The following is a 26,593-nucleotide window of genomic DNA, read 5'->3' as shown; positions in this document are numbered from 1 at the left end:
TGTTCATCGGATGGAGAGGAATGAATGTCTAACGCAAAGCCTTTAGAAATTATCGCGGGTTCGGGTCAAACGCTTGGCGCAAATTATGACGGCGAGGGGGTCAATTTTGCCCTGTTTTCAGCGTTCGCCGAGCGTGTGGAATTGTGTCTTTACGACGAGAGCGGTCAGCACGAAATCGCGCGTTTTGACCTGCCGGAAAATACCCATGAAGTCTGGCATGGCTACATTCCCGGCCTGCAGCCCGGCGCGCTTTACGGCTATCGGGTGCATGGTCCGTTTGAGCCAGAAAACGGCCACCGATTTAACGCCAACAAACTGTTGCTCGACCCGTATGCTCGTGAGCTGCGGGGTGATATCCAGTGGAACGATGCGCATTTTGCCTATGACCTGCTGCATGAAGATAAAGACCTGACTTTCGATGAACGTGACAGCGCGCCCTTTACGCCAAAATGCCGGGTGATCGATCCCAATGAATTTGACTGGCAGGACCGCAATCGTCCGGTTATCCCGTGGTCACAGACCGTCATCTATGAGACACACGTTAAAGGCTTCAGCCAGTTGAACCCGGCAGTGCCCCCTGAAATGCGCGGCACTTACGATGGCATGAGCAACAAAGCCACCGTCGAATACATCAAAAGTCTCGGTGTTACGTCGGTTGAGTTGTTACCGGTGCACTGGTTCCCGGACGATCAGCATCTGCTCGATAAAGGGCTGAAAAACTTCTGGGGCTATAACTCACTGGCGTTTTTTGCCCCGGCCTCGCGCTACTTTGGTCCGCGTGGCATTCAGGGCTTCCGTGATATGGTCCGCGCCTTCCACGATGCCGGTATCGAGGTGATCCTCGATGTGGTTTACAACCACACGGCTGAAGGCAATGAACTGGGTCCGACGCTGTCGTTCAAAGGCATTGATAACTTCTCCTATTACCGCACTTTGCCGGATCAGCATCGCTACTACATTAACGATACCGGTACCGGTAATACGGTCAACACCTCGCATCCGCGCGTATTGCAGATGGTCATGGATTCTTTGCGTTACTGGGCGGAATCGATGCATATCGACGGTTTTCGCTTTGATTTGGGCACCATTCTCGGGCGCGAACCGGAGGGTTTCGACCAGCGTGGCGGCTTTTTTGATGCCATGACGCAGGACCCGGTGCTGTCGAAATTGAAACTGATTGGCGAACCCTGGGATATCGGCCCGGGCGGCTATCAGGTCGGGGGCTTCCCGCCAGGCTGGGCAGAATGGAACGATAAATACCGCGATACGGTGCGCGAATACTGGAAAGGCGACAACGTCTCTACCGACTTTGCCGCACGTCTGCTCGGATCCGGCGATCTCTATGATCAACGCGGCCGTCGTCCATGGGCCAGCATCAATTTTCTCACCGCGCATGATGGCTTCACGCTAAATGATTTGGTGTCGTACAACGAGAAGCACAACGACGCGAACGGTGAAGATAACAATGACGGTCATAACGATAATCGTTCGTACAATTACGGTGCAGAAGGTCCGACTGATGATGAAGGCATCAACGCGGTGCGTGAGCGGCAAAAGCGTAACTTCCTCGCGACGCTGCTGTTCTCACACGGCACTCCGATGCTGTTAGCCGGTGACGAGTTTGGCCGCAGCCAGATGGGCAACAACAACGGTTACTGTCAGGACAGTGAAATTTCCTGGCTGCATTGGGAAAATCTGCCAGAATCCGCTGATGCCTTACGCGAATTCACCCGTCATTTGCTGGCGTTAAGGGCGAAACAGCCGTTGCTGCGCCGTGAAAACTGGCGTGACGGCATGGATATTAAGTGGTTTAACGCCGGAGGCGGCTTCCAGCAGGAAGACCAATGGGATGAGGGCAGCACGCTTGGCGTCTATATTGGTCGTCCCGATCTGCAAACCGAAGAGGGCATCTGGCACGATGTGCTGATGCTGTTCAATCCGTTTGAAGGCAATGTGCCCTTCCGCATCCCCCAATTTGGCGAAGGCGGTTGGGTGCTGGAACTCACCACCTCCGATACGGCTAAAAAGGGGTTGGTGATCACCAAAGAGAAGGATTTCGAACTGGAAGGCCGCAGCATGGCGCTGTTTAGAAGGCCTTAAGATCAATCTGGTGCCGCTGTGAAGTCGTCACAGCGGCACGATGATGAGGTTAACAATATTCACTATTTTTCACTGGAACTATTAAATAGTGCCGAACCGGTTAGAAATGTTGCACTTTCACCGCGGATTTTCCGATCCCCATCACTCCTCGCTAAAAAATAATTAACTAAATCTCGCAATCTGCCGATGGTTATTAATCTGCCCTATTCCCTGATTTTCCTGAACCAGGGGTGCTTTTAGATTAAGGATAATTAGATGAACATCTCCCAGCGTCTCTTGCTGACCCTTTCCATGTTGTTTGGCGCCATCATCCTGCAGGCCATTCTTGCGCTCTCGCTGTTGTCAGGATTTCAGGACCGATTTGAATTTGTGCAAACCAACGCCATTCCTTCGATTAAAGACATTGGCAAACTGATCGACCAAAGTAACCAGTTAGCCATTACGCTGTACAAACACCAAAGCCAACTGCATGACAGCAACATGCCCGCAGTTGAGAAGCAAATCGATAAGCAAATCAATGGACTGAAAGCGCTGACCGATGACTACATGGCGAACGATATTTCCAATGAAGAGGACAAGCGCCTGACGAATGTCGCTTTGGATAACATTCAGCGCGTTGTGTCGCAGTTACCTGCTTTCCTCGCGGCTTCACGTGCACACCAGAATGAAGTGAGCCTGGGTTTGCTGGAAGGTAACAGTGGTGTAGGTGCCGCCATTCGTCAGTTAATCAGTGATTACCAGACCCAGCTGGCACTTAACATTCGTGCAGGCGACGTATTGCGCGCCACCAATCAAAGTACCTTCCATTTTGTCTTCTGGACCACCGTTGCGGGTGTAGCAGCAACCGTGGTGATCTTCGGTCTGTTCTCCCTATTTACCGTGATGCGTATTCGTCGCAGTTTGAGCGCGGTGGGCCAGGTGATGATGACCGCCAGTGAAAATCTCGACCTGACACTGAGCGCCGATGAAAGTCGCCGCGATGAAGTGGGTAACATGGCGCACGCGTTCAATATTCTGATGCAGCGCGTGTCAGAGGCGCTCTCTTCTGTGCGTAAAGCGTCGCAGTCGGTGAGCAGCGCGTCGGTGCAGATCTCAGCTGGCAACGAAGATCTCTCTTCGCGCACCGAACAACAAGCGGCATCGCTGGAACAAACAGCAGCCAGTATGACGGAGCTGAGTGAGACCGTGCGTCAGACAGCGGACAACACCCGCCAGGCGAGCCAGTTAGCGGCCAACGCCAGCGATTTATCAGAGAAGAGCGGTACATCGCTCACCACCATGTTATCGACGATGGATGACATCCGTGGCAGCTCGCGCAAAGTCACGGAGATCGTCTCAATTATTGAAGGTATCGCCTTCCAGACCAACATTCTGGCGCTCAATGCTGCCGTTGAGGCAGCTCGCGCCGGGGAGCACGGTAAAGGCTTTGCCGTGGTCGCGGGTGAAGTACGTAGCCTGTCACAGCGTTCAAGCAATGCGGCACGCGAGATCAAAGTATTGATTGAAGCGTCGCACCGATTGACCGAATCGGGTGCCACACAAGCTGCCGATGTAGGCCGCAATATGGAAGTCATGAACGAGGCCATTCATCAGGTCAGCCAGTTGGTCGGTGAAATTGCAGCGGCGGCTGTTGAGCAGAGCCAAGGCATTGTGCAGGTTCAACAGGCCGTGAATCAGATGGATGATGTCACCCAGCAAAACGCCGCGCTGGTCGAGCAAGCCGCGTCAGCCTCGCAGTCACTGCAGGAACAAGCGGGAACCCTGAATCATCTGGTGGGTAAATTCCATGTCAGCGATGCGATGGATGTGCCACAGCCTGTTCTGCGTAAAATCGCTCAGCCAAAACCTCAGCGTTTAACCGTGGTGAACGACGCCGACTGGCAGAGTTTTTAAGCCCTGCCCCTTCCTGCGCCGCGCGCGCAGGAAGGCTTTCTGTTACCCTTGGCGCTGATTCAGGGACGGGGGAACGCTCCATGGCTGACAACAGCGACATCAAAACAGACATTCTCGAAGCCACACTCACGGTGATTATTAACCAGGGTGTGCGCGGCACCACTTATCGTCGGGTGGCTGAACAAGCGGGCTTATCACCAGGCACCCTCACCTACCATTTTCCACAAACCGATATCCTGCTTATGGGCGCCTTTAGCCATATGGTGGATACCATTGCGCAATCTTTTCGTGACCGTATGCATGCCGCGCGCGATCGAGCCAGCGCCTGTGACGCGGTGGTGGATCTGATCTGTGGTGATATCTGGGCCAGCAAGCGTCATTTGGTGTTGAGTTTTGAGCTTTATTCCCTGGCCGCGCGCAAAGAGCCCTTCCGTGAACTGTTACAGCAATGGATGCAACGCAGCCGCGAATCCCTGCACCTGTTTTTTTCAATGGAAACAGCCTGTTCACTCGACGCGCTAATTGAAGGGTTCACCATTCACAACCTGCTCAATAATACCCCGATCAGCCGCACAACGATTCTTAACGCGGTACGCAATATCGCCGCGCAGGACGATAATCAGGCAAGCTAAACGGAGAAATCTGCCTGTTCAGGTTTCGTCGATTTCTGTATTATCACCTCGTACACCTGTACGACAAAAGGGACAGTGATGAATTTACAGCAACAGCTACGCGGCAAATGGGCGATTTACGGCCTGATGTTTTTACCCGGTTTCACCTGGGCTTCATGGGTTAGTCGCACGCCCTTTATGCGCGATATTTTGCATGCCTCCACCGAGATGATGGGCCTTATCCTGTTCGGCTTTTCCTGTGGTTCCATGCTGTGCGTGTTGCTGGTAGGAAAATTAATCGCGCAATGTGGCACCAGCCGTGTCATGCGCTATGGCTTTGTGCTGCTGCTGAGTGGCGTCGCCGTCATGTTAGCTGCCCTACTGCTGCATAACGCTTACGGGGTGTTCGCCAGCCTGGTGTTACTGGGCGGAGGGACAGCGCTAATCGATGTGGTGATAAACGTTGAAGGCGCAGCCTTTGAGCGGCTGATCGGCAAGTCAATTATGACCACCATTCACGGCTTCTTCAGCTTTGGTACGCTGATTGGTGCTCTGTCAGGTCTTGCGATGACGGCAGCGGATATCGGCATTAGCTGGCACTTTGCCGCCGTGGTGCTGGTGAACCTGCTGATCGTCGCCACTGCACTGCGTCATTTACCCGCCACCAGCGACAGCGAACGACATGAACAGGCTCACAGCGGGGGGTTTCTGGCGCAAGTTGGACGAGAACTGCGCGACCGCCAACTGCTCATCCTTGGGGTGGTGATCCTGGCGATGGCACTGGCGGAAGGCTCTGCCAATGACTGGCTGCCGTTACTGATGATCGATGGTCATCATCTCAATCACACGCAAAGCACGCTGGTGTACGCAGGTTTCACCGCGGGCATGACGGTGGGACGGTTCCTTGGCGGATATGTCGTGGACCGCGTGGGGCGTGTGCTTGTATTACGCGCCAGCGCATTCTCAGCCGCCCTGGGTCTGGCGATGGTCATTTTCTCCAACAACCAATGGCTGGCGGCAGCGGCGGTGTTGTTCTGGGGAATTGGCGCATCGCTTGGCTTCCCACTGACTGTCTCCGCTGCGGGCGACGGCCAAAACAGCGCGGTCCGCGTGACCATCGCCGCCACGCTTGGCTATCTGGCCTTTCTGGTGGGACCGCCAGGCCTGGGCTTTATTGGTGAACACGCGGGTCTGCGCATGGCGATGTTGCCGGTACTGATCATGGTGCTGCTGGCGTTGGTGTGCGCAGGTGCGGCGGGTTCCCGAGACCTCAAAAAGGCTGAACAATCCGTTTAAATCAGGCGGCCCTCAGGCCGCCTTCTGCCGCTGACACTAAGCTGACTTGCGCAAACCTAAGTAGCGCACCTTAAAGTTCTCTGCTTTTTGCGCCAAATAGCGCACGCGGAAAATATCATGGCGGGTGATAACCCCTTTCACCTCGCCTGACTCAACATCGGTGACCACTACCATACCCACCTCTTCACTGAATAAGTGATCCGCAATATGGCTGCACAAGGTGTCGGGATGGGCGCTCATTTGTGGTTGGTCGCTGAGCAACGCCTGCAAGCTGATATCCATCGCACGCTGCTGGAGTTGCCAGTGGATCATCTCCTTACGTGACACCACCGCAACAAATCTGCCCTGCGCATCCACCACCGGATAATGGTGATGCGCATGTAAATCGCTCATCACAGCAATCACCTCTTGCAAAGGCATTGAGGCCGATAGCGTCGCTGGAGCGGCGGTCATAATTTGTCGTGCTTTGGTGGTCTCCAGCGTGTCGGTGGCATACTCCTGCACGATGTGATGTCCACGACGCGCCAGTCGTTCCGTGAAGATGGATCGCGGCATCATCAAGACGCTCACCGCATAGGACGCCACTGCCGCCCCTAATGCCACGGGCAGCAGGTCAAAATGCCCTGTGACTTCCACCGCAAACAGCGTCCCTGTTAACGGTGCTCGCATAGCCCCGCTGAGAATACCGGCCATACCCGCCATCACCAACATCCCGCCGTAGCCGGGCAGCAGATGCGCCACCACCGCGCCCACCGCACCACCAATAATCAGCAACGGAGCGACCACGCCACCAGAAGTCCCCGAACCCAGCGAGATCAGCCAGACGATACTTTTTACCAGCAGCAGCGAAATGATGATGTTGATTGCCAGCGAGCCATCTAACAAATTCTGGATACTGACATAACCCGCACCCAGAACGCGTGGCTGAAGAATGCCTCCAATACCCACCGCCACGGAACCCAGCGCGGGCCACCACATCCAGTGGACGGGCAACTGATGGAACCACTCTTCCAGCCGATACAGGCTTTTCGACAGCGCCACGGCGATCACGCCAGTCAGAGCGCCAATACCCACCGCCACGATGAGTTGCATCGGTTGCAGATGAGCCAGCCACGGGAAAGGGAAAATCGCGCCGGTGCCAATTAGCGCGTTGCGCCAACACCAGGAGACCAACACCGCACTGACCACCGGAATAAAGCTGCGTGGCTTCCACTCAAACAACAGCACTTCCAGCGCCAGCAGGACTGCTGCTATAGGAGCATTGAAGATGGCGGTCATGCCCGCAGCCGCGCCCGCCACCAGCAGGGTTTTACGTTCGGCCGCACTGAGATGAAATAACTGAGCAAACAAAGAACCGATTGCGCCACCGGTCATGATAATCGGCCCTTCTGCACCAAACGGGCCACCGCTACCAATCGACACCGCGGAGGAGAGCGGCTTAAGCACCGCCACCTTGGCTGACATGCGGCTTTCGCTGTAGAGAATCGCCTCAATCGCTTCTGGAATGCCGTGGCCGCGAATTTTCTCCGAACCAAAGCGAGCCATGACGCCGATAATCAAGCTGCCCAGCACCGGTGCCGCAAGCGTGTGGAGCGCGCCAGCGTTGCCCGGCATCACGTGCTCGGCGAAGGAAAACTGGTGATACCAGAACAGATTGGTCATCAGGGCGATTAGATGCAGCAGCACAATGGCACCGAACGCGCCGCCGGTTCCTATCAGAATGCCCATCAACGCGAGTATAATCACTCGCTTCGTCACGGTGTGGTCAGAAAGTTTGGGCCGATGTGAGGAATCGGACAACGTGTCCCGCATCTTGTTGCTCCTGGTTACATTATCGAAAGGCGCAATTTACATCGCAATGCGATATAAATTCAATGCAGAAAGGTTTTCAACATGTCACAACCCAAAATGAAAGATGCCGATTACGCGCTACTGGCGGACTTCCGCGCCACCTTGCGCACCTTTATGGCCTTCAGTGAAACGCAAGCACGCAGCGTAGGGTTAACGCCGCAACAGCACCAGGCACTGCTGACCATTCGCGGTACCGCGTTGGGCAACGCCACAGTGGGTTATGTGGCAGAGCGTCTGATGTTAAAACCACACAGTGCGTCCGGCTTGTTAAGTCGGTTAGAAGAGGCGGGACTGGTGCTACGCGAGCCAGATCAAACTGATCAGCGCAAAACCTTTTTGCGATTGACGGCAGAAGCGGAGCAGCTACTGGAGTCGCTCTCGCTCGCGCATCTGGAAGAGTTGAGCAACTTAAAACCGATGCTGCTCTCAATGATTAACCAGTTCTGTTAGGCGGCCAGCATGAGCGGACTGAATCCATCGTTAGCCGCTTGCAGACGCGGATCGCTCAGGCGATGAACAATGGTCAACAAGGTGCCACCGGCGTCATCCGGCGCGATCACGAAGGACACTTCGCTCTCCAGGTAGGGGGGCGTGTCATCACGCATACGATAACGGATCGCTTTGCCAGGTTCACAGGCAAGGGGTTCAGCGTCAGCTAATACCGCATCGGGCAGCCAGGCTTCCCGGTATTCGGCGATACTGATGGCGCGCCACACTTTCTCCGGTGGCGCGTCCAGTTGATACTCCTCAACACGTTCGATCGCTGTCTCGGCTTCACTTATTGGTCCATATCCTTCAGCAAACTTTTCAGGGCATCAATGCGTGTCGGCCAAAACGCACGATACCTGGCTAACCAGTTGACCAGAAACGTCATGCCAACCGGATCGACTTCATAGTTCACAAAGCGCCCTTGCCGCTCTTCACGCACCAGCCCCGCCCCCCGCAACACCGCGAGATGCTGAGACATCGCCGATTGGCTGATCTCCATCCCGTCGCGCAACGCCGTGGCATTCATGCGCCCCACCGACAGCTTTTCAAATATGGCACGACGGGTCGGATCCGCCAGTGCTTTGAATATCGCATTTTCAATCATGTCGATGACATTAGCACTGGCTTATTTAAGCAGCAAGATAATCTGCCGCAATTTCCTGCTCGGTGATGATCACTTTGTTCACCAAACCGTATTCCAGCGCCTGCTCCGCACTCAACCAGAAATCGCGCTGGGTATCCTGCTCGATTTTTTCGATTGGCTGCCCAGTGGCGTCAGCGAAGATGAGGTTAAGACGGTTTTTCATACGCACGATCTCATTGCTGTAGATTTGCATATTGCTGGCGGGGCCTTGCATGCCACCTGAGGGCTGATGCAGCAGGAAACGCGTGTTAGGCAACGCGTAACGATGCGCCTTTTTGGCCGCCACATAGATGAGCGCGCCGGCGCTGGCGACGCAACCCGAACCGATCATGATGACCTCCGGCGCGATAAATCGGATGGCATCAAAGATCATGTCGCCGGATTCCGCATGTCCGCCAGGAGAGTTGATAAATACGGTAATCGGCTGGTGATTAATCGCTGCCAGGATGTGTAAATGCTGCACCACCTCTTTCGCCATCTTTTCATCCACGGTGCCGGTAATGAAGATCTTACGGGCGTTGATCAGATGTTCCATCAACGATGAGCTAAGGGACGCTGCTGCAGCTTCAGAAGACGTTGAGTTAATGTCAAGCATGGTACCACTCCGCAAAAAATGGGGATAGCACACACATTAGCACTTACTTATCTATTGAGCGAGTATGATTCAATGCAAATAGACGACGATATTCATCATTCGGGCACGAAAAAGTGCCCTGATAAGCCCGCAGCGCGGGAATAACTATTTTTTGCTGTTGCTGCTGGTCATATTATCAAACTGCTGTGTGAGATAGTTGCTGGTGCTATTCAGAACGCTAACCACTTTATCCAGATTGGTGAACTGGGTTTTGTAACGCGCAATCTTGTCATCAATGCGTTTACTGGTGGTGTTGTACTGATCGGTCAGCTGGTTCAGTTTTTTACTGATGCTATCCGTCGCCCCCTGAATCACGCCTTTACTGCTCAGAAACGCGGTAAAAGTGGTATCCAGTACCGTGGTGACGCCGGTTTTCTTACCATCACCGGTATACATATCGCGAATGGCGTCAGGCCTGACTTTCAGTGCATTGGAAAGTTTGTCCGCATCCAGCTTCAATTTTCCATCGGTGGGATCGGTCGTAATACCCGCCTGGCTGAGCGTTTTGTAGACTCCCGAACCGGACGAGTTGGCAATAATGCTCTTCAACTGGGTCTGGATGTTACGCAGCGTGCCGTCACCCAGCAGTGCACCGTTTTTGCTGTCCGGTTCTTTACCCGCATCCACCGCTGTGTAGCGGGTAAGATTGCCCATCGTATCTTGCAGTGAATTGTAGGCATTCACCCAATCGGTGATGGCACTTTTCGCCTTGCTGGTGTCTGCACTGACGGTCAATGTCTGAGTGCCGGTCGTCTGATCGTTGAGCTTGAGCGTAATCCCTTCCACGGCGTCTTCAATGGTGTTACTGCTGCTTTGAATCGCCACATTGTTGACGGTCAGGCTGGCATTTTGCGCTTCCACACTCTGAATAAGGTGACTGTTGGTTTGATCGGACTTATCAAATCCAATAAAACCATGCAGCGTATCATCACCCGTGACGCTAAGAGATGTCACCGCATGGTCTGTCCCTGTCGCCTTAGAAGTCAAGGACAGGCGATACTCGGTTCCCGATACTTTAATCAAACTGGCGCTGATACCCACATCGGACTTATTAATGGTGTCACGCAGCGCTGTCAGGGATGTCTGATCTTTGGTTAACGTAATGCTCTTCTCTTTGCCATCCGCAGTGACAAATTTCAGGGTACGCGATGCCGCATCGCTGCCAATAGCCGCTTTGACATCGGTTTTCGCATCGCTGGTCAGCGTTTGTGATTGCGCCAGGTGATCCACGCTGATGGTGTATTTCCCTGCCAGCGCGCTGCCATTGGTATCCGCGCTAAATGCACTCGAACTGGAAGTGGTACTGGTCGCCGTATAGAGACTCGCATCTTTTAATTTGGTGTTAGCCGTCTGAAAAGCCTGAATCGCGGTTTTAAGTGTGCCATAAGCAGAAAGCTTCGCCGTGGCGGCAGACTGCTGCTTTGAAATCGGTGTCAGTGACTGTTTTTCAGCGGCGGTCAGCTTATCCAAAATGGTACTTAAACCCAGTCCTGAACCCACACCTAAAGTTGAAATCCCGGCCATGTACGTAACTCCTGTTATTTTGACGTTACGGTACTATCGGCGACTTAAGGCAAACCTTTAATGAAAACCAGATCATTTCTTTACGCTATCCTTACGAATATCCTTACCTGGCGCCCGGAATTGGTGCAAAACGCCCATCCAGCGCCCCTTCCAGAGGATCTGCGATGCCGATTGTTTCTTTACGTTTCGCTTTCGCACAGGCTTTTGCGCATCATCAACCGGCGCATTTTGGCAAAAATCGAGATAGCGACGGAAGGGTCTCCCGTGTGACGAGTCTCCAGCGGCGCAAAAACATGACGTAACTCACATATCACCGCTCTCTCGCTTGTCGGAATCACGCAGCCGCTTATGATCTCGCCAGATTGTTACTGCGTGCAAACGCAGGCAAAACCTGACACGCCGCCCTCCCGGTGGGTCAGGTTTTTTCTTTTTCAGGGCAGATAAAACATGAAAATCGCGAAGGTCCTCAATAACAACGTCGTGGTCGTACTGGGCGAGAACGGCAAAGAACAGGTCGTCATGGGGCGCGGGCTGGCTTTTCAGAAGCGCGTGGGTGATGCGCTGGATACGCAACAGATTGAGAAAGTCTTCGCTTTGCAAAGTGACACTCTGACAGGCAGGCTCAGCGAACTGCTTTCCGACATCCCGCTGGAAGTCATCACCACCAGCGAGTTAATCATCGCCAATGCACGTCAACAGCTGGGCCAGCCGCTGCATGAGAGCCTTTCGATTGCGCTTTGCGACCACTGTCATTTCGCCATTGAGCGCCATCAGCAGGGCATGCCGATTCGCAATGTACTGAAGTGGGAGATCAAAACGCTCTATCCAAAAGAGTTCGCGATTGGCATGGAAGCACTGGCATTGATAGACAAACGTCTTAATGTGGCCTTGCCTGACGATGAAGCGGGCTTTATCGCCCTGCATTTGGTCAATGCACAATTGGGCAGTGAATTTGCCGATGTCTCTCACGTGACGCAATTTATGCAGGAGATTTTGCATATCGTGAAGTACCGGTTGCAGCTGGATTACCGCACCGACAGCCTGAGCTACAACCGCTTCGTCAACCACCTGAAGTTTTTTGCCCAGCGCATGCTCGGGAAACGCGGCGTATGCAGTGAAGATGAGTCTTTGCACGATGTGGTGCGCGATAAATATCCCATTGCCTATCAATGCGCGCTAAAGATCGACAGCCACATCCAGCACAAATACCGCTATGCCCTGTCTGCTGAAGAGCGCATGTTTCTCACCATCCATATTGAGCGGGTACGCAAAGAGACTTTAGCGTTGCAGGAAGATGCAGACGAGGCGTGAAAACGGGCGCCTGCGCGCCCGTTAAAGAGGTTATTTCAAGGCCGCGCCGTGGCTGCGAATGACGTCCTGATACCAGAAAAAGCTCTTTTTACGCGAACGCTCCAGCGTACCGTTGCCTGCATCATCGCGATCAACATGGATAAAACCGTAACGTTTAGAGAACTCGGCTTTGGAGGCGCTGACCAGGTCAATCGGTCCCCAGCAGGTGTAGCCCATCACTTCCACACCATCCTCAATGGCTTCCCGCACCTGCACTAAGTGATCATTCAGATACTGGATACGGTAATCGTCATTAATACTGCCATCGGCCTCAACCACATCTTTGGCACCCAACCCGTTTTCCACAATAAACAGTGGCTTCTGATAGCGGTCATACAAGATGTTAAGCAGGATACGCAGCCCTTCTGGATCAATCTGCCAGCCCCATTCTGAACTGGCCAGATGCGGATTAGGCACCATCGACAAGATATTGCCCTGCGCTTTCTGGTTCTCTTCTTCATTCGTGGTGACGCAACCGGTCATGTAATAACTGAAGGAGATGTAATCCACGGTGTTCTGCAGGTCACGTTTGTCTTCATCGGTGATGGAGACTGTGATTCCGCGATCGGCGAAGAAGCGTTTCATGTATGCCGGATAGGCGCCGCGCACCTGCACATCACCAAAGAATAACCACTCACGATTCTGCTGCAGAGTTTCCAGCACATCGGCCGGACGGCAGCTGAGCGGATAGAGCAGCGCACCCAGCAGCATGTTGCCGATCTTACCGTCCTGCACAATCTCATGGCAGGCTCGCACGGCGCGACCGCTCGCCACCAACTGATGGTGGATGGCCTGATAGATCGCCTGTTGATCGCTCTCTTCCGGCAAGCCGACGCCGGTAAAGGGCGCGTGTAACGACATGTTGATTTCATTGAACGTCAGCCACAGCTTCACTTTATGCTGGAAGCGAGTGAACACCGCACGCGCATAGCGTTCGAAACAATCAATAGTGATGCGATTTCCCCAGCCACCGTATTTTTTAATCAAGCCATACGGCATTTCGTAATGTGACAATGTCACTAATGGCGTAATGTTGTACTTTGCCATCTCATCAAATAAACGATCGTAAAAGGCCAGCCCCTCTTCGTTGGGTTGTGCCTCGTCGCCCTGCGGGAAGATACGCGTCCAGGCAATCGAGGTGCGCAGCACGGTAAAGCCCATTTCCGCGAACAGCTTGATGTCTTCCGGGAAGCGATGATAGAAATCAATCGCCGTGTCTTTGATGCCAAAATCGTCGCCGCTGCGTTCAACGCGCGCGCCGAAAATCCCTTTAGGTTGCAGATCCGAGGTCGATAACCCTTTACCGCCCTCCTGCCAGGCACCTTCCACCTGATTGGCGGCAACGGCGCCACCCCATAAAAATGCATCCGGGAAACGTGTAGTCATTTACTTGCTCCTTGGTTATTTCAGCACGGCCAGCAGCGGCGAGCCTTCACTCACCGCGCTGTTGTTCAGGGTTAACACATCAATAAAATCATCACTGTTACTCACCAGCACCGGTGTGGTGAGGTCAAACCCAGCGCTTTTAATCGCCTCAATATCAAACTCCAGCAGCACGTCACCTATTTTCACCGGCTGATCGTTTTGCACCTGAGGATGGAAATATTGCCCATCGAGTTTTACGGTATCGAGTCCAACATGGATCAGCACTTCCGCGCCTTGATCTGACGTCAGTCCAATGGCATGTCCGGTGCGGAACATCGAAGAAACCACGCCATTGACCGGCGACACCACGCGGCCCACTTGCGGCAGAATGGCCGCGCCTTTGCCGAGTAAACCGCTAGCGAAGGTCTCATCTTTGACTTTTTCCAGTGATAACACTTCCCCCGCCATCGGGCTGACGACGCTTTCACGGCGCGTCAATGTTGCGGGTGCGGCTACGGGTTCCGCCACAGCGGACGGAGGCGCGGACTCCTGCAGCCCAAACACATAGGTCATGACACAGGCAAAAATCAGCGCCACCAGGGCACCGGCAAAGGATGCCAGCACACTGACATCAAGACCTGTTGAGGGCACGACCTGGATGAAGGTGAAAATGCTGGGAAAACCAAAGGAGTAAATGGTGGTGTGCCAGAAGCCTAGAATGGCGGCACCCAGCGCGCCACCGATACAGCCGAAAATAAACGGACGACGACGCGGCAGCGTGACGCCATACACCGCCGGTTCGGTGATGCCAAAAATACTGGCGGTGAACGCCGAACCCGCCATCGCTTTGAGTTTGATATCACGCGTGCGCAGGAAGATCCCTAATGTCGCGCCCGCCTGCCCTAATACCGCCGGCATCAGTAATGGCAGTAAGGTGTCGTGACCGAAGTTAGCCAGATTGTTGAGCATGATCGGCACCAGGCCCCAGTGCAGGCCGAAAATCACACAGATTTGCCAGATCGCGCCCATCACCGCCCCCGCCATCATCGGACTGAGGCTGTAAATCCACAGATAGCCTTCTGCCAGCAAGCGGCTGAGCCAGGTCGCGGCTGGGCCAATGGCCAGAAAGGTGAGCGGCACGGTGATTAACAAGCACACCAGCGGCGTCGTAAAGTTGCGCACCGCGCCAGGTGAACGCGGATGTACCCAACGCTCAATCAAGCTTGAGACCCACGCAGCAAAGATAATCGGGATCACCGAGGAGCTGTAATTGAGGATTTCCAGCGGAATATCCACAAAGGTCAGTGGCTTTCCTGCCTGCTGCTGTTGCATCGCTTCCAGAATTAATGGATGCACCAGCGCTGCGGCAATCGCCATACTGACAAAGGGGTTACCGCCAAATTTTTTCCCGGCACTGTAGCCGAGCAGAATCGGCAAGAAATAGAACAGGCCATCGCTGGCGACAAACAACACTTTGTAGCTACCGCTGCTCGATTCCATCACACCGAGCACCAGCGCCAACGCCAGCAGTCCCTTGATGATGCCTGTCGCAATCATCACACCAATAAACGGTGTAAAGATGCCGGAAACCAGATCGATAAAACGGGCAAACAGGTTTTGTGGCGTAGTGTCCTCCACGTTGTCGGCACGATCGAGTGCATAGCGTGCCGTTAACGCGCGATAGACCTCCGCAACCTGGTTGCCGATGACGACCTGATATTGTCCACCGCTTTCTACCACCATAATGACGCCAGGATTATTTTTTAACTCGGCGGTATGCGCTTTTTGACGCTCTTTTAATTTGAAGCGCAGGCGCGTTGCGCAATGCATCACGCTGATAATGTTCTCTTTTCCCCCCACGCCTGCCACAATGTCATCTGCCAGTTCCTGATATTGCATCTTCCTTTCTCCTGCAAAACGCCCCGAATTTCGCGCAAAAAAAAACCTGAGGCGCGCCCTCTGCTATCGAGAAAGGGCGCGCCTCAGGTTTTGCCTGCCGAACAGTAACAATCCTTAACGCCGATTATATTGCGGAGCATTGCCAAAAAGTAGCAAGCAGTTTTCTAAAAACACGCTGAGAAATGTGAGGGACGTCAATTATTGTTCAGGAGTGCAGTAGATGTCCGGCACGTTGTAATGCAGACAAAGCGAGTGCAGAAAGCATCACGCCAATCAAAATTAACAGTTTATAGCTCAGCGCGTTGAGCAGCAGAATACCCAGCACGCCGCCGAACAGAAATGCCATCACCGTGAAGAAATGCAGTTTTAAACGTTCGATATAGAGCGGTGCATCTTTCGGGGACTCTTTACGGCGTAGCACATCAAACAGCATGGCCAGTTCAATGCCAATATCGGTGGCGGTACCGGAGACATGGGTGGTGCGCACGCGTGCGTTGGAAATTCTTGTCACCACGGCGTTTTGTAATCCCATCAAAAAACTCAAACTGAGAACCAGCAGTACTCCCGATTCACTAAAGCTGAACCAACTCTCAATGACGCCTAGCGCTAATAATGCCACGCCTTCCAGCAGGATATTGATGGCATAAATCCCGCGAATTTGTCGTCTGCGGCCGGAGTTGATGATCAGGGTCGAAACTGAAGAACCGGCGATAAAAAGCAGCACGATCAGCAGGAAGAACAATCCAACGTGCAGATTCGCTTTCGCCAAATGGTCGGACAGTGACGAGACGTTGCCCGTCATGTTGGCTGAGAAAAAACCGACGGTTTCAAATGCAGCAGTGTTCAGCGCGCCCGCCACGGCCGCCAGCGTACAGGCGAGTCGGGTATCCGTATTAAAAGTGCGCGTGTTTTCGGAAGTGATCAGCATGGCTATTCCCGGCCCTGGCAAAGGGGAATATCTTCCTCCTGCGAGCCGGAATTCTCAAGCCTCAGGCAAAAGACGCCATTTACTGACCGGGCGTAACAGGTGTCATGAGAGAGGGACAACGTCAGTGGAAGTATTAATCGACAGGGGTTCGATTAAACCCGTATTGCGTAAGCCGATGATGAAACTCAACATTATTTTCACAATTCAGCTTAGCGTAAATCGATCGCTTATAGTGACTGATGGTTTTGTTATTCAGTCTGACACGCAAGGCAATGTCCTGCTGACTGCTGTATCGGGCAAGCCATTTCAGCATGTGAAATTCTTGCAGCGAGAGCGAAGGCACACGGCTTCGTGTTGAGGTATGAGGTCTCTTCTCAGCGAGTATATTGACGTTTTGAACAATGCTGGCTAATGAGGCTTTTTTTGTCAGAAATAAAACCGAATGAAATTCATGGGCAAGAAAATTAAGCAGCGCGGCATCTTTAATGTCAGTCAGTACCAACACGCGGATACAAGGATAAAGTGCCTGCAACAGGCGTAAGAACGTATAGGAAGATTCAATATCATCAGCTTCGGTTTTTAACTCAATAATCATCACTTCGATGGATTGATCGATTAATGTTTTTTTTGCATCACATAAAGAGGTGCAGGATAAGAATTGGTAACCAGCAGATATCAATAGCTTTTCTAAGCCAAGCGCGGCCCAGAAATTGGCTTCAACATTTAATATTTTCATGTTTATTACTTAAACAATTTAAAAAATCATTTAATCGTGATTAGTGGCTATTTTAAATCGGATAACATTTCTTTTTTTGTGCGATAAAGACTACAAAATATTAATTATCCCGCGCTGACGAAGCCGCAATCGCGCACTAAAATTATGGAGTGACTAGCTAGTCCTTATCTCTCACGGAACATTGATATGAGGTCTTCCTATGAAACAACAGAGCTACAGAGGCGGTGCAGGGAATTTTGCTAACGATCCGGCACGGGCAAGAGAAGCTGGCAAAGCGGGAGGCAAAGCCAGTGGAGGCAACTTCAGAAACGATCCTGAACGCGCCATTGAAGCGGGTCGGAAAGGAGGCAAGATAAGTCGCCGTCCTCCAACAAAGTCTGAGTAAAGCGCTTTAGGATTTGTTCTGCCAGGGACTGGCATCTCCTCTTATTGGATCCGCCCAATGCGATCTAACCTCAACCCTGTCGGCCACTGCCCTTCCTGTTTTTCCACGCTGAATCCAATCGCCACCGCTTTGCCCACCAGATTAGGCTCAGGGACAAAACCCCAATAGCGGCTGTCATAGCTGTTGTTACGATTATCCCCCATCATAAAATAGCTATCCGCCGGCACCACCCACTCTCCGGGCTGCTGACCGGGTTGATGGAAAAACGTCGATGCTGAAACAGTAAATTCAGGTTTCTGCAAAATGCGATGCGTCACCCCCGCCAGCGTTTCAGTGCGCATCAGTAAACGCTGTTCAGCAGGCTTTTCCTCGCCAATGGGCCTGGCATAGAAGCCCGGATGCGCTCCGGCAGTCTCGACGAACTCGCCCGCTTTGAGCGCACTATAGTCAATGGCTAGCGCAGGTGCACAAGATTGATTGTCCTGGCAAAAAGGGAAAACAGTGAGCTGTTGTGTCGCTGGATTGAATATCACTTTGTCGCCGGGCAAACCGATGACTCTTTTAATGAACAACTGCGTTTCGTCCTGAGGAAACGTAAATATCGCAATATCACCGCGTTGAGGGTGCCCGGTGGCCAGCAGCGTTTTCTGATTGAATGGATTTCGCAGCCCGTATGAATACTTATCTGCCAGCACCCAGTCGCCGGTGAGTAAGGTTGGCATCATGGAGCCAGAAGGAATGCGAAAAGGCTCCCAGCCAAAAGCCCGAACCAGTAACACGATGACAAGCAACGGAAAGAGCGATGCGGGCGTATCCAGCCAGCCCGGAAGACGTTTGGATAGGCTCTGCTGCATGAGCGAGGACTTTGCTTTTTTCTTCTCAACGTTGACGCGAGAGACAATGCAAAGCCTATATGCCCAACTCAGGCCGCTAAAAATCACAGCAATGGCCAGAATCAGGGCGAAGATGTTCATCATAGGAAGGTTCCAGCGCTTCAGCGTCATCAATGCGGGTCGTTAATATGCGCCGTGAATATAAACCAAACAATAAGCTATTGCTCTCACATCTGTGCTTTACGGCTCGCTTATTCAAACTGAAAAGCAGAGGCTTGAGTTATAAGCATTTCAATGCGATATTCATTTCAATACCGTGGCTTGCTTAATCAACATACTTTAATAGGGAGCGATGATGTCAGCTGAAGAGAGAATAAAGGAACTTGAGGAAACCGTGCAGCGGTTAAAAATTGAAACCGATGTATTGCGCGAACTGATGATTAAACAGGTTGCGTTGAATAACATTAGCTTCAAAGGTAAGTACGATGAAGTCATTATTAACATGGCTAAAGAGTATGAAGAGCGCGGACTTGAGGTAGATCGTAATCGTGCTATGCATGAAGCGATGCGGCAATACATCAAAGATGATACATCATCCAATGATTGAACCTTTGTTCTGTAACAAAACTTACCTTCAGATAGAACGAAAGAGCCGCAGCAGCGGCTCTGTATTGAGAATCAGATAATGGGTTTTTGATCATCAGGTAAGCCACGATCGTCAGTCTCATCGTCTTCTTCATCGGGTAAAGGCAAATCGTCGCCAGGCAGTGGCTTAACATCATCTGGATCTGGACGTTCTGACATACATACCTCCATTCACCCTGATTGGGTATAGGTAGTTTAGTTAGGTGATGATTAAAGCGATGCACTAGATAACCGATTATGTGAAACAAGCGTAAAATATTTTTTAAAAACTAGCCGCGACTAGTAAAGTGAGTTTTCTTAACTACATGCTTCGTTTATCACTGGATCTCAGTTTGAAAAACTAAATCTAATAAATCACTCGTTTTAAAATCTTAGTGCACAATGTCCCTCACATTAAAACGAGGTATTTTCTTTCAAGCTACTGCTTATCCACAGTTTTCGCCGTTTAATGAAGAATTAAAAATGAAGTTATTATTCTGCGGCTGCGTTTACTCTCCCTCATTTGTGCCAGGCTTAAGTATTAGACATTCATCTCGGAGATGAGATATGCATAAAGCTGCATGGGTTGCATTAATGTTGTCATTGAGTTTCGGGGCTCACGCTGAAAAGGGAGGTTTTGAGCCAGGTAAAACGCCACCGCCACAAAATAAGGAGGATGCCGGTTATAAAGGCTCTGAAGATACGGCAGAAACCCCAGTGACGCTGATAAAAGACTTTCGTCAGGGTGGGTATAGCACGCTTGAAGGCTACATCACCCATAAGATTAAAGGCGATACCTATCAATTCCGAGACAGTTCCGGCACGGTAAATATCGATGCACCGCTCACTACTTTTAAGGGAAAAACCTTCAATGCTGAGGATAAAGTGCGAGTCAGCGGTAAAGTCTTTGGTAAAGGAGAAAATGCTCATCTAAAAGTCTCAAGAATAGATGAACCTTGATCCTATCATAGGCACACCTCAGCCATGCCATACTGGCTGAGGTAACTTCCTCTCGCATTATTTAATACCCTGTGGGTTATTGCTGTACGCAAACATCCAACCCCGTTTCAAACATGTTATTTGTCCTGAAAAGGATCATGTTTGTGATCTTTACTGTCATCGCGTGTACGAGGGATCTCTCCATGATCTTTCGGATTATCTTTGGCAGGATGATCTGCTTCTTCAAGAGCATTTACTGCATAAAGGTCCGCCTCAGGTAGCTTTTTATGCGTATTACCTTCCCTTTTACGTTGCTCATTTTCGTTATGATTTTTCATAAATTACCTCATAAATAGTTTCTTAATAACTATAGTCTACTATTTGTAATACAAATCAATTTTTATCAGGAATTAACATCAGGTAATAATACCCCCAGATTACGGCCTCGCTTAAATATATTAAATGACCGGATTAATCTGTAAAGTTCAAAAACATCCCCTTTGAGGATGAGAGAAGCCAGAACAACAACTGGTTTTGTGCCATACTGTTTTCATCCCAGAGAAATGGAAATTAACATGTTTAGCTTTATTAGCTCCCTCTTTAACAGCCCAGAGTCATTGCTCCAGGTCATGAGTCAGGATGATATGAAAGAATCTATTCAGGAAGGTGACAGAATCATTATTGATGAAGATGGTAACGCTTCGGTTAATCCTTTAAGCCCAAAAGTACAGCGCGATTTTTCCCATCATGTCAAAACGTTGAAGGGTATTTAAATGGGCACGGCAATATTTATGGTGCTGATGGTATGTGGCTATTGGTATACCAGCCGCGACATGTCGAGTCGCTTAAAAATAAAACGGTCATTTGGCTGGGATGTCTATTTTCTCATTGCGCTTTATGGCTGTATTTTCGTCTTGCAGGGGGTGCTTGCAACGGGGATTGTTTGGCTGATCTTACTCGCCGCTTCAGCACTCAACAACACGTTTGCACTTAGCAGTCTCGTACACGCCCGCTGGCATGTGGATTTTATGACATGGAGCTTTCTGGGTATTCAGGCACCGGTAGTGATTATGCTCGCCTTTGCCCTGCTGTTTTGTGTGTATCGTTCTAACTGGGCTGGTAGCGCGCGATTAACCGCCAGCAGCCGCCGCGACCTCTATCAGCGATTGTCGCGTTCGAACGGCATTGAGCAGATGTTGTTGCAGTGTATGGAAGAAGGTGAGTTAGCCTGGGTAACGCTAAAATCCCGACGCATCTACATTGGCATGATTCATGCCGCCACTTTCGAATATGCCAGCACGGCTAATATTGTATTAATACCGATGCTCAGCGGTTATCGCGATGCGCGCACGCTCAACCTCGCTGTTGAACACAATTACAGCCGCTGGTACCACGAACACGGTATTGATTTTATGTCAAAACCCAAATCGGCTTTAGAGTTTCGCAAAGTCATTATGGTTGATCAAATCGAGAGTCTGTCGCTGTTTGACCCCGCCAGCGCCAGTGCTCTGGCAATGGGTGAAGCAGGAACCGATGACGTCAGGACAGAGGTATCACCCTAACTTCCAGCGCAACCAATTATCCAGTTCGCTTTCAGGTAATGGGCGGGAATGAAAGAACCCCTGCGCCTGATCGCAACCGAATTCTTTTAACGCTTCAAGCGTCTCAAGATTTTCCACGCCTTCAGCTAACACCACGTAATCCAGTTCTTTAAGCATGGTGATGATACTGCGAGTGATGATGCGTGACGCGGTGTCCGTGGCAAGTCCCCCGACAATCGAACGGTCGAGTTTGACCACATCCAGAGGCATTTTTCGCAGATAACTGATATTGCTATAGCCGGTGCCGAAATCGTCCAGCGCAATACCGAAACCGCGCAGTTTCAACATTTCCAGGCCACTGATTGCTGCCGTGCTTTCGATGATGCGCTCGGTTTCCAGGCACTCAATGCCGAGCAGATTCGTCGGCAGGCGTGCCTTGATCATCTTACTTTCGAGTCTGTCGGCAAAACTTTCCTGACTAAAGTCGCGCACGCTAACATTCACCGTGACAGGCAACTGGATACCTTGTCCGTTGAGCCGCTTCAAACGCTCAATGGTTTTATCAATGACCCATTCGGTGATCTCTTGCAGCAGCGTGGTTTGTTCCGCGAGCGGGATGAAGACTGAAGGAGAAAGCTCACCTCGGGTGGGATGGCGCCATCGAATCAGCGCTTCAAGACCAATCGGTAAACCGCTGCTCAGACAGATTTTCGGCTGGAACACCAGATACAAGCCATGATTGTGCCGTACAGCAGTGGCCAAATCGTTGACGAGAGTAAAGTCATCCGTACGCCGCTCATCGTTTTTCTCACTGAAGCTCATACACGGGATACCGCGACAAATGGCTTCATGCAACGCACTAACGGCTCGACGCAGCGCTTCCTGAGCGGAAATTTCTGACGGCGAAAAGAGGGTTTCACCGGTATGCGTCGCCAAATCGACCGATAAACCTTCGCCAATCTCGGCGCGTACGCCTTCCATGCGTCGCGCAATCCACTCGGCGCACAATGGACTTTCTTGTTGGGTTAATAGCGCGAACCGCCCGGTTGCCACGGTATAGAGCAGTTCATTTTTGCCGGGACGCAAACGTAGCGGCAGTAACGTTGCCATATCTTTGAGCAGCCCTTCGACTGGCGCCATGCCCAACGAACGCGCCAACTCATAGGCTCGCGGCATATCGATGCAGTCGATCAACACCAGTCGATACCGTGTGTTATCACCCGCATTACGCAAGGATTGCAGGTCTCGAATCAGTTGCTGTCGGTTAGGCAATCCTGTCACCAGATCGGTAAAACCGACAGAATGCCAGGCTTCCAGAAAGGAAATCACCAGTTGTGATAGCAATGTCATCGTCGCCAGCTTTTCAGCGCTAAAGGTGTGTGGTTTGCTATCAACCACGCACAGCGTGCCTAAGACCAGCCCTTCCTGGCTCTTCAGTGGCACGCCCGCATAAAAGCGAACAAAAGGTTCGCCAATAACAAAAGGATTGACGGAAAAACAGGCGTCCAGTTGGGTATCGGGCACCACCAGCGGTTGATCCCCTTCTACCACGTACTGACACAATGAATCGGCACGCAACGTTTCACCGACGTTAAAGTTGTGAGCAGCTTTGATGTATTGGAAATCATCGTCAAGGACAGAGATGAAACTGCTGGGAACATCCAGCGTTTTACTGACCAAATCAGTGAATTTGCTCAGTACATCGTCACGGCAGATATCTGGAGTCCGAAGTGCCTGGAGCGTGATGCAGCCTGGCTTAAATTCGTTAGTTATGCTCATTTGCACTCGCCCATTCTATTGGTACGGATAGCAATGCTGAACTCAAAAGAATAACTTCATTATCATTAAGGAGAATATCCGCCATTTTGCGTCTATTTTGCTCATTATTTACCGGTGAATATCACCATACTATGCCCGCCATCACGTTTTGTCATGCTGAAATATCTTTACAAAAAGCTTACATGACAACTGAGTAAAGGGATCTTTCACCTGATTTAAGCGAAGCGTTAATTGAAAACAAGGATTACGGCTGCCCAGACATCTTATCAATGGCACACTCATTAATAGGGTTTAATAATTAGCGCATTAAATTCAATCTGTTGTCAGAACTTCAATAAGCACAGAAAACCATCAAATAAGTGATGCGTCACGGAAAATATATTTCTGCCGTATCGCTAAGTTGCTGCCGATTTTCTCTTAATGATGCCACTCGATTATTAGCTTAATCCCTCTACGGTGGATTATTTTATTTTAGCTAAGGTTTCAAATCCCAAACATTCAGCACCCTGCTCTGGGGAAATCCAGAGATATTACTCTGCAACGAATGTTAAGCCGCTTCGCGGGGTATTTTCCTTTAGTCTATCTTTACCTCTGCCCTCTTTTCCTCCACATGTCACGTCCTGGCAGGCTTAAACGGCGAAAAGTTGGAGATGCTGTGCATGGTCACGGCAAACTTACCAATATTTCCCCTTCCATCTTATCCGGACGCAGCGTAACCTATATGCAAAACGACTATGTTTCATATACGGATCGCATAATGGGTATCGTAAAAATTTCTGATCTGATGCATGAGAATCTGCGTATCGCGAGCACGGCGTTAAGCCGTTCCATCAATGCGCAGGCAGAGCACTGGATGAAGATTGGCATGCTGGCTGAGCTTTATCCTGACCTCAACCTTCAGGAACTGACACGACTGTTGATGCGTGTCGAACGTGACGGCGGCGCAGATTTAGCGCAGCTGCTTGACCAGCCTACATTAACCACGCAGGGAATCGCGCAATGACCATCAAACTGCATACTGCTGAAGAAATCGAACTGGCACGCGCTGCCGGACACACCGCGGCAAAAGTGCTGGAAATCATCACCCCTTACGTCAAACCCGGCGTGACCACAGATGAACTGGACGCCATTTGCCATGACTATATTGTCAATGAACTGAAGGTTGTTCCCGCCAATATTGGCTATCACGGCTATACGCGCACCACCTGTACGTCGGTAAACCACGTGGTGTGCCATGGGATTCCTGGTGAGAAAAAGCTCAAGAATGGCGATATCGTCAACATCGACGTCGGTATCATTAAAGATGGCTGGTACGGTGATACCAGCCGCATGTATTACGTGGGTGAGCCATCGGTGCGCGCTAAACGTCTGGTCGATATCACCTACGAATCCATGGTGGCGGGCATTAAAGTCGTCAAACCCGGTGCAACTTTGGGTGATATCGGCGCCGCGATCCAACAGGTGGCGGAGAAAGCCGGATTCTCAGTGGTGCGTGAATATTGCGGTCACGGTGTCGGTGAGATTTATCACGGCGAGCCTCAGATTCTGCACTACGGTACGCCGGGCACAGGGATTGCGCTGCAGGCAGGCATGATCTTCACCATCGAGCCCATGATCAATGCCGGTAAAGCAGGCACCAGTGTTTTATCTGATGGCTGGACGGTGGTGACAAAAGATCGCTCGCTGTCGGCGCAGTGGGAACACACCATTGCTGTGACCGAGACCGGCTTCGATTTGCTTACGCCATGGCCCGAAGGCACAGGGGATTACGCAGCAATAGAAGCCTGAGTGCGGCTCACCGCGCTGACAGTCATTCAGGATGCGCCAATGGAGTGGCGTTACTTTTCACCGCCGTGTAAGGTAACGTCACTTTTTTTATCCCGAACTGAGACTGATGCGTGAACAAGCCATTTTTGCCGGCGGCTGCTTTTCCACTGCAACCATCAGGTAATGTGCTCCTGATGGCCGCTGGCATTGGCATCACTCCGCTTTTTAACTTATTTAGTGCGCCACATGCGGTACTGTCCCCAGAAGCCCACTTCTGTGGCGTACTCTTGTGGCGTGCCGTCAGCCACAATATCCAGCGACTTACGCATCCCCATGCTCATCACTGAACAGTCATTACTGACGCGTAACTTGTGCAGACCATTTTCCAGATACGCAGTGACAAACTGGTTTTGACGCAACATCGCGACATCCTGACCATCCACGTTCACCACGAATTTGCAGGATCCCCCGCTTGCACTACCAATAAACTGCTTAAGGCGCGTAACGGTAACCGGCGTCTGCTTCTTGCTGGTATCCGGTGTGACCATTTGCTGATTGATGATGGTATCGGCTGATCCATAAGGTCTGGCGCACCCTGCCAGGGTTAAAACCGCTAACGCTATCAATGCTTTTTTCATTATTTTTCCCTTTAAGCTGCTCCATGCAGCAATTCGCTATGCGTTATCGGCGTTGTGGGTAAAATCTTCAATACCACGCTACAACAACAGCTCCCTCAGGTTGTAGAACGCGCCCGCCAGTGCGATCAGCAATAATATCAGCATTGATACCCGCTCCATACGTAGCTGTTTTGCACCCGGCAGCCAGCGTTTTACGGTGATGATGTAAAACGCCAGCACCGCAAAATCGAAGGCCATCCACACCAGCGCCAGAGTGATCAGGCTGCTGCTAAGATAGGGCGTAATGGCGATAAACTGTGGAAACAGCGCGGCAAAGAACAGAATATCTTTTGGATTAGAGATGCCCACCACAAAGCCTTTCAGCAATCCACCCTGTGCTGCGGGCCGGTGGGCGATTGCACTGGTTGCAGCACGTAAGCCTTGCCATGCAATCACGCCCATAAACAGGGAACCCAGCAACCCGGCGACTTGCAAACTCCGAGGATTGATCGAAACCAATCCCGTCAACATCAGCGCAGCCAGCGCGATCAACACCAGTGATGCCGCGTTAGTGCCCACCACGGTGGCAAAAGCGCGGCGATAACCGTGACGTGCGGCCGTGCCCGTAACCAGCGCCACCACCGGGCCTGGCGTCATTAACAGCAATAAAATCGCCAGCATATATGCCAGCAGCAGTGAGAGGTTCATGACAACGACCTGTAAACGCATGAGAAGGTCGTCAGTATTGCCTTTCGTTTGTTCGTTGAAAAACGCTTTAAAATGACGTTG

At 51.4% G+C, this 26,593-nt stretch carries 29 protein-coding genes; 13 read left to right on the top strand and 16 right to left on the bottom strand.

What is annotated here, in order from left to right:
• The first annotated feature begins 24 nt into the window (after positions 1–24).
• The 4 genes from glgX to IAE30_RS02950 all read left to right on the top strand — a co-directional run bounded on the left by glgX (position 25) and on the right by IAE30_RS02950 (position 5,900).
• The gene (gene glgX / locus IAE30_RS02965) at positions 25–2,100 is read left to right on the top strand and encodes a glycogen debranching protein GlgX (protein ID WP_200678266.1); all 2,076 of its coding nucleotides are present in this window, start codon (positions 25–27) and stop codon (positions 2,098–2,100) included.
• A gap of 255 nt (positions 2,101–2,355) precedes the next feature.
• Entirely contained in the window at positions 2,356–3,993 is a 1,638-nt protein-coding gene (locus IAE30_RS02960) for a methyl-accepting chemotaxis protein (protein WP_200537512.1), read from the top strand.
• 80 nt (positions 3,994–4,073) lie between these two features.
• Entirely contained in the window at positions 4,074–4,625 is a 552-nt protein-coding gene (locus tag IAE30_RS02955) for a TetR/AcrR family transcriptional regulator (protein ID WP_200537511.1), read from the top strand.
• A gap of 78 nt (positions 4,626–4,703) precedes the next feature.
• On the top strand, positions 4,704–5,900 hold the full coding sequence (locus tag IAE30_RS02950; protein WP_200678267.1) for an MFS transporter: 1,197 nt from the start codon (positions 4,704–4,706) through the stop codon (positions 5,898–5,900).
• A gap of 36 nt (positions 5,901–5,936) precedes the next feature.
• Here the strand turns inward: IAE30_RS02950 and IAE30_RS02945 are convergent, their stop codons facing one another.
• Positions 5,937–7,712 (bottom strand): chloride channel protein, encoded by a 1,776-nt coding sequence (locus tag IAE30_RS02945; RefSeq protein WP_200537509.1) that lies wholly within the window; start codon positions 7,710–7,712, stop codon positions 5,937–5,939.
• An 81-nt stretch (positions 7,713–7,793) separates the two neighbouring features.
• Here IAE30_RS02945 and IAE30_RS02940 point away from each other — a divergent pair, with 81 nt between their 5' ends.
• Positions 7,794–8,201 carry a MarR family winged helix-turn-helix transcriptional regulator gene (locus IAE30_RS02940; protein ID WP_200537508.1) on the top strand — a complete coding sequence of 136 codons (408 nt, stop codon included), beginning with the start codon at positions 7,794–7,796 and terminating at the stop codon, positions 8,199–8,201.
• Here IAE30_RS02940 and IAE30_RS02935 read toward each other — a convergent pair.
• The 4 genes from IAE30_RS02935 to fliD form a co-directional block, all read right to left on the bottom strand.
• The gene (locus tag IAE30_RS02935) at positions 8,198–8,467 is read right to left on the bottom strand and encodes a polyketide cyclase (RefSeq protein WP_370585458.1); all 270 of its coding nucleotides are present in this window, start codon (positions 8,465–8,467) and stop codon (positions 8,198–8,200) included. The two genes, IAE30_RS02940 and IAE30_RS02935, sit on opposite strands and share 4 nt — an antisense overlap.
• A gap of 62 nt (positions 8,468–8,529) precedes the next feature.
• A complete protein-coding gene (locus tag IAE30_RS02930; RefSeq protein WP_045814547.1) occupies positions 8,530–8,844 on the bottom strand; it encodes a helix-turn-helix transcriptional regulator in 315 nt (104 codons plus the stop codon).
• A 25-nt stretch (positions 8,845–8,869) separates the two neighbouring features.
• Positions 8,870–9,478 (bottom strand): ATP-dependent Clp protease proteolytic subunit, encoded by a 609-nt coding sequence (locus IAE30_RS02925; protein WP_200537506.1) that lies wholly within the window; start codon positions 9,476–9,478, stop codon positions 8,870–8,872.
• Positions 9,479–9,622: 144 nt separating this feature from the next.
• Positions 9,623–11,041: a flagellar filament capping protein FliD gene (fliD, locus tag IAE30_RS02920; RefSeq protein WP_200678269.1), complete on the bottom strand. Its 1,419-nt coding sequence runs from the start codon at positions 11,039–11,041 to the stop codon at positions 9,623–9,625.
• Between the two features lie 447 nt (positions 11,042–11,488).
• Here fliD and licT point away from each other — a divergent pair, with 447 nt between their 5' ends.
• Positions 11,489–12,352, top strand: a complete 864-nt coding sequence (gene licT, locus IAE30_RS02915; RefSeq protein WP_200678275.1) for a BglG family transcription antiterminator LicT — start codon at positions 11,489–11,491, stop codon at positions 12,350–12,352.
• Between the two features lie 30 nt (positions 12,353–12,382).
• Here the strand turns inward: licT and IAE30_RS02910 are convergent, their stop codons facing one another.
• From IAE30_RS02910 to IAE30_RS02895, 4 genes are all read right to left on the bottom strand, one after another.
• Positions 12,383–13,777, bottom strand: coding sequence for a glycoside hydrolase family 1 protein (locus IAE30_RS02910; protein WP_045814543.1), 1,395 nt, complete (start codon positions 13,775–13,777; stop codon positions 12,383–12,385).
• Positions 13,778–13,792: 15 nt separating this feature from the next.
• Complete coding sequence (gene bglF / locus IAE30_RS02905) at positions 13,793–15,655, bottom strand: PTS beta-glucoside transporter subunit IIABC (protein ID WP_200678276.1); 1,863 nt, start codon at positions 15,653–15,655, stop codon at positions 13,793–13,795.
• A 205-nt stretch (positions 15,656–15,860) separates the two neighbouring features.
• Positions 15,861–16,583: a YoaK family protein gene (locus tag IAE30_RS02900; RefSeq protein ID WP_045832653.1), complete on the bottom strand. Its 723-nt coding sequence runs from the start codon at positions 16,581–16,583 to the stop codon at positions 15,861–15,863.
• A 133-nt stretch (positions 16,584–16,716) separates the two neighbouring features.
• On the bottom strand, positions 16,717–17,319 hold the full coding sequence (locus tag IAE30_RS02895; RefSeq protein ID WP_200678277.1) for a LuxR C-terminal-related transcriptional regulator: 603 nt from the start codon (positions 17,317–17,319) through the stop codon (positions 16,717–16,719).
• Between the two features lie 199 nt (positions 17,320–17,518).
• Between IAE30_RS02895 and IAE30_RS02890 the strand changes: the two genes are divergently transcribed.
• Positions 17,519–17,704: a general stress protein gene (locus tag IAE30_RS02890; RefSeq protein WP_200537500.1), complete on the top strand. Its 186-nt coding sequence runs from the start codon at positions 17,519–17,521 to the stop codon at positions 17,702–17,704.
• Positions 17,705–17,745: 41 nt separating this feature from the next.
• Here IAE30_RS02890 and lepB read toward each other — a convergent pair whose 3' ends face one another.
• Positions 17,746–18,681, bottom strand: coding sequence for a signal peptidase I (lepB, locus tag IAE30_RS02885; RefSeq protein WP_200678279.1), 936 nt, complete (start codon positions 18,679–18,681; stop codon positions 17,746–17,748).
• Between the two features lie 208 nt (positions 18,682–18,889).
• Here lepB and IAE30_RS02880 point away from each other — a divergent pair, with 208 nt between their 5' ends.
• A complete protein-coding gene (locus IAE30_RS02880; RefSeq protein WP_234465385.1) occupies positions 18,890–19,144 on the top strand; it encodes a hypothetical protein in 255 nt (84 codons plus the stop codon).
• A 71-nt stretch (positions 19,145–19,215) separates the two neighbouring features.
• Here the strand turns inward: IAE30_RS02880 and IAE30_RS30275 are convergent, their stop codons facing one another.
• Positions 19,216–19,341: a hypothetical protein gene (locus tag IAE30_RS30275; RefSeq protein WP_255352476.1), complete on the bottom strand. Its 126-nt coding sequence runs from the start codon at positions 19,339–19,341 to the stop codon at positions 19,216–19,218.
• A 387-nt stretch (positions 19,342–19,728) separates the two neighbouring features.
• Between IAE30_RS30275 and IAE30_RS02875 the strand changes: the two genes are divergently transcribed.
• Positions 19,729–20,121, top strand: coding sequence for a YgiW/YdeI family stress tolerance OB fold protein (locus IAE30_RS02875; RefSeq protein ID WP_200678282.1), 393 nt, complete (start codon positions 19,729–19,731; stop codon positions 20,119–20,121).
• 116 nt (positions 20,122–20,237) lie between these two features.
• On the opposite strand, the gene IAE30_RS02870 is transcribed toward IAE30_RS02875, so the two are convergent.
• Positions 20,238–20,438, bottom strand: a complete 201-nt coding sequence (locus IAE30_RS02870) for a hypothetical protein (RefSeq protein ID WP_200678283.1) — start codon at positions 20,436–20,438, stop codon at positions 20,238–20,240.
• 237 nt (positions 20,439–20,675) lie between these two features.
• Here IAE30_RS02870 and IAE30_RS02865 point away from each other — a divergent pair, with 237 nt between their 5' ends.
• Complete coding sequence (locus IAE30_RS02865) at positions 20,676–20,873, top strand: hypothetical protein (protein WP_045814535.1); 198 nt, start codon at positions 20,676–20,678, stop codon at positions 20,871–20,873.
• On the top strand, positions 20,874–21,662 hold the full coding sequence (locus IAE30_RS02860) for a hypothetical protein (RefSeq protein ID WP_200537495.1): 789 nt from the start codon (positions 20,874–20,876) through the stop codon (positions 21,660–21,662).
• Here IAE30_RS02860 and IAE30_RS02855 read toward each other — a convergent pair.
• A complete protein-coding gene (locus IAE30_RS02855) occupies positions 21,654–23,426 on the bottom strand; it encodes an EAL domain-containing protein (protein ID WP_370585460.1) in 1,773 nt (590 codons plus the stop codon). The two genes, IAE30_RS02860 and IAE30_RS02855, sit on opposite strands and share 9 nt — an antisense overlap.
• A gap of 751 nt (positions 23,427–24,177) precedes the next feature.
• Between IAE30_RS02855 and IAE30_RS02850 the strand changes: the two genes are divergently transcribed.
• Positions 24,178–24,423: a ParD-like family protein gene (locus IAE30_RS02850; RefSeq protein ID WP_045832646.1), complete on the top strand. Its 246-nt coding sequence runs from the start codon at positions 24,178–24,180 to the stop codon at positions 24,421–24,423.
• Positions 24,420–25,208 carry a type I methionyl aminopeptidase gene (gene map, locus IAE30_RS02845; RefSeq protein ID WP_200678287.1) on the top strand — a complete coding sequence of 263 codons (789 nt, stop codon included), beginning with the start codon at positions 24,420–24,422 and terminating at the stop codon, positions 25,206–25,208. The genes IAE30_RS02850 and map overlap by 4 nt, the downstream gene beginning before the upstream one ends.
• A gap of 22 nt (positions 25,209–25,230) precedes the next feature.
• Here the strand turns inward: map and IAE30_RS02840 are convergent, their stop codons facing one another.
• From IAE30_RS02840 to IAE30_RS02830, 3 genes are all read right to left on the bottom strand, one after another.
• Positions 25,231–25,395 (bottom strand): hypothetical protein, encoded by a 165-nt coding sequence (locus tag IAE30_RS02840; RefSeq protein ID WP_200537492.1) that lies wholly within the window; start codon positions 25,393–25,395, stop codon positions 25,231–25,233.
• 22 nt (positions 25,396–25,417) lie between these two features.
• On the bottom strand, positions 25,418–25,825 hold the full coding sequence (locus IAE30_RS02835; RefSeq protein WP_200537491.1) for a hypothetical protein: 408 nt from the start codon (positions 25,823–25,825) through the stop codon (positions 25,418–25,420).
• Positions 25,826–25,903: 78 nt separating this feature from the next.
• Positions 25,904–26,512 (bottom strand): LysE family translocator, encoded by a 609-nt coding sequence (locus IAE30_RS02830; protein WP_200537796.1) that lies wholly within the window; start codon positions 26,510–26,512, stop codon positions 25,904–25,906.
• Positions 26,513–26,593: the final 81 nt, after the last annotated feature.

The sequence above is a fragment of the Pantoea sp. S61 genome (assembly GCF_016625145.1).
Classification (GTDB): Bacteria; Pseudomonadota; Gammaproteobacteria; order Enterobacterales; family Enterobacteriaceae; genus Pantoea; species Pantoea rwandensis_B.
Note: the sequence above shows the minus strand (reverse complement) of the source record. Positions and strands in the feature narration are given on the sequence as shown.

Coding starts and splice junctions, on each gene's coding strand:
- glgX (WP_200678266.1), top strand. CDS start 25: ATGTCTAACGCAAAGCCTTTAGAAATTATCGCGGGTTCGGGTCAAACG.
- IAE30_RS02960 (WP_200537512.1), top strand. CDS start 2,356: ATGAACATCTCCCAGCGTCTCTTGCTGACCCTTTCCATGTTGTTTGGC.
- IAE30_RS02955 (WP_200537511.1), top strand. CDS start 4,074: ATGGCTGACAACAGCGACATCAAAACAGACATTCTCGAAGCCACACTC.
- IAE30_RS02950 (WP_200678267.1), top strand. CDS start 4,704: ATGAATTTACAGCAACAGCTACGCGGCAAATGGGCGATTTACGGCCTG.
- IAE30_RS02945 (WP_200537509.1), bottom strand. CDS start 7,712: ATGCGGGACACGTTGTCCGATTCCTCACATCGGCCCAAACTTTCTGAC.
- IAE30_RS02940 (WP_200537508.1), top strand. CDS start 7,794: ATGTCACAACCCAAAATGAAAGATGCCGATTACGCGCTACTGGCGGAC.
- IAE30_RS02930 (WP_045814547.1), bottom strand. CDS start 8,844: ATGATTGAAAATGCGATATTCAAAGCACTGGCGGATCCGACCCGTCGT.
- IAE30_RS02925 (WP_200537506.1), bottom strand. CDS start 9,478: ATGCTTGACATTAACTCAACGTCTTCTGAAGCTGCAGCAGCGTCCCTT.
- fliD (WP_200678269.1), bottom strand. CDS start 11,041: ATGGCCGGGATTTCAACTTTAGGTGTGGGTTCAGGACTGGGTTTAAGT.
- licT (WP_200678275.1), top strand. CDS start 11,489: ATGAAAATCGCGAAGGTCCTCAATAACAACGTCGTGGTCGTACTGGGC.
- IAE30_RS02910 (WP_045814543.1), bottom strand. CDS start 13,777: ATGACTACACGTTTCCCGGATGCATTTTTATGGGGTGGCGCCGTTGCC.
- bglF (WP_200678276.1), bottom strand. CDS start 15,655: ATGCAATATCAGGAACTGGCAGATGACATTGTGGCAGGCGTGGGGGGA.
- IAE30_RS02900 (WP_045832653.1), bottom strand. CDS start 16,583: ATGCTGATCACTTCCGAAAACACGCGCACTTTTAATACGGATACCCGA.
- IAE30_RS02895 (WP_200678277.1), bottom strand. CDS start 17,319: ATGAAAATATTAAATGTTGAAGCCAATTTCTGGGCCGCGCTTGGCTTA.
- IAE30_RS02890 (WP_200537500.1), top strand. CDS start 17,519: ATGAAACAACAGAGCTACAGAGGCGGTGCAGGGAATTTTGCTAACGAT.
- lepB (WP_200678279.1), bottom strand. CDS start 18,681: ATGATGAACATCTTCGCCCTGATTCTGGCCATTGCTGTGATTTTTAGC.
- IAE30_RS02880 (WP_234465385.1), top strand. CDS start 18,890: ATGATGTCAGCTGAAGAGAGAATAAAGGAACTTGAGGAAACCGTGCAG.
- IAE30_RS30275 (WP_255352476.1), bottom strand. CDS start 19,341: ATGTCAGAACGTCCAGATCCAGATGATGTTAAGCCACTGCCTGGCGAC.
- IAE30_RS02875 (WP_200678282.1), top strand. CDS start 19,729: ATGCATAAAGCTGCATGGGTTGCATTAATGTTGTCATTGAGTTTCGGG.
- IAE30_RS02870 (WP_200678283.1), bottom strand. CDS start 20,438: ATGAAAAATCATAACGAAAATGAGCAACGTAAAAGGGAAGGTAATACG.
- IAE30_RS02865 (WP_045814535.1), top strand. CDS start 20,676: ATGTTTAGCTTTATTAGCTCCCTCTTTAACAGCCCAGAGTCATTGCTC.
- IAE30_RS02860 (WP_200537495.1), top strand. CDS start 20,874: ATGGGCACGGCAATATTTATGGTGCTGATGGTATGTGGCTATTGGTAT.
- IAE30_RS02850 (WP_045832646.1), top strand. CDS start 24,178: ATGGGTATCGTAAAAATTTCTGATCTGATGCATGAGAATCTGCGTATC.
- map (WP_200678287.1), top strand. CDS start 24,420: ATGACCATCAAACTGCATACTGCTGAAGAAATCGAACTGGCACGCGCT.
- IAE30_RS02840 (WP_200537492.1), bottom strand. CDS start 25,395: ATGCCAGCGGCCATCAGGAGCACATTACCTGATGGTTGCAGTGGAAAA.
- IAE30_RS02835 (WP_200537491.1), bottom strand. CDS start 25,825: ATGAAAAAAGCATTGATAGCGTTAGCGGTTTTAACCCTGGCAGGGTGC.
- IAE30_RS02830 (WP_200537796.1), bottom strand. CDS start 26,512: ATGAACCTCTCACTGCTGCTGGCATATATGCTGGCGATTTTATTGCTG.